At 75.7% G+C, this 1,319-nt stretch carries 1 protein-coding gene; it reads left to right on the forward strand.

Going from position 1 to position 1,319, the window contains the following annotated elements:
* The first annotated feature begins 123 nt into the window (after positions 1 to 123).
* Positions 124 to 1,131 (forward strand): GNAT family N-acetyltransferase, encoded by a 1,008-nt coding sequence (locus tag HF577_RS37175; protein ID WP_169400682.1) that lies wholly within the window; start codon positions 124 to 126, stop codon positions 1,129 to 1,131.
* The last annotated feature ends 188 nt before the right edge of the window (positions 1,132 to 1,319 follow it).

The raw sequence follows: 1,319 nt of genomic DNA on the forward strand, positions 1-1,319 counted from the left end.
TCGCCCGCCCGGTCCCGCGGGGCCGCAGGCCCGGACTCCCGCGAGTCGCCCGGTTCGAGCGCGCGAGTCGCCCGTCCGGCAAACCGTGTGCGGACCGTGGCCGGATGTCCTAGCGTCGCCGCCGTGACCTTGCCCGTCCTTCCGTCGCCGCTGCGGTCCGGACTGCACGGCCGTCCGATGCGCCGCGACGACGCGGGTCGCTGGGCCGATCTGCTCGCCGCGATCGAGGACGCCGACCAGCGCGGCGAGCACTACGACGCCGCCGACTGCGCCGAGGAGCTCGCCGATCCCGAGCTCGACGTCGAGCGCGAGACCGTCCTGCTGCTCGATGGACCGGCGGGTGCCGATGCCAGGGCGGTCGCCTACCAGGTGCTGCGGTCGCGCAGTGGGCGCGCGGAGGGCCCGTCCCTGATCTCGGATGCCGGCGTGCATCCGGCGTACCGCCGCCGGGGCATCGGGAACGCACTGCTGGCCGCGGCGCGGGAACGGGCAACCGAGCTCGGTGCGACCCTGCGTATCCGGGTGCCCGAGTCGAATAAGGGTGCGGTCGCGCTGGCCGAGGCCGCCGGGATGGTGCCCCTGCGGTGGTGGTCGGAGCTCGACCGCACCCTCACCGAGCCGATCGCGCCTGCTCCCGCCCCGGCCGGCCTGGCCGTCTCGTCGCTGGGCCCCGACTACGACGCGGCGCGCTGGGACGGGCCGCTGCGGACCGCGCACAACAGCGCCTTCGCCGACCACTGGGGCTCCGCGCCGGTCAGCGCCGAGGGCTGGGCGCACTCGCGCACCGGGAGCCGGGCTTTCCGCCCAGCCTGCTCGGCGGTCGCGACGACGGCGGACGGTGGGATCGCGGGCTACCTGCTCAGCTACGAGTACGACGCCGACACGGCGCGCACCGGCAGGCGTGACCTCTACGTCGCCACGGTCGGCACCGTCGCGGCGCACCGGCGGAGAGGGGTCGCGGCCGCGCTGCTCGCGCACGTGCTGCGGACGGCCCGTGACTGCGGCTACGACACCTCGTCGCTCACCGTGGATGCCCAGAACCCGACCGGCGCCCTGGGCGTCTACGACCGGGCGGGCTACCGGTTGAGACGCCGCGAGATCACCTTCGCTCTCACCTCGCCCCGTCCCTGATCACACAGCCCGGGCGACTCGCGCGCGGAATCCGGGCGACTCGCCGGCGGGTTCCGGGCGACTCGCGCGTCGAATCCGGGCGACTCGCGGGGGTGGATCCGGACCTGCGCGCACAGAGGGCCCCAGACCACCGTCCCGCCCGCCCGCAGCCCGGTCGCTACCGTGGGCGCCCGTGCCTCCCTTCCCAC

The organism is Pseudonocardia xinjiangensis (assembly GCF_012911925.1).
Lineage (GTDB): Bacteria > Actinomycetota > Actinomycetes > Mycobacteriales > Pseudonocardiaceae > Pseudonocardia > Pseudonocardia xinjiangensis.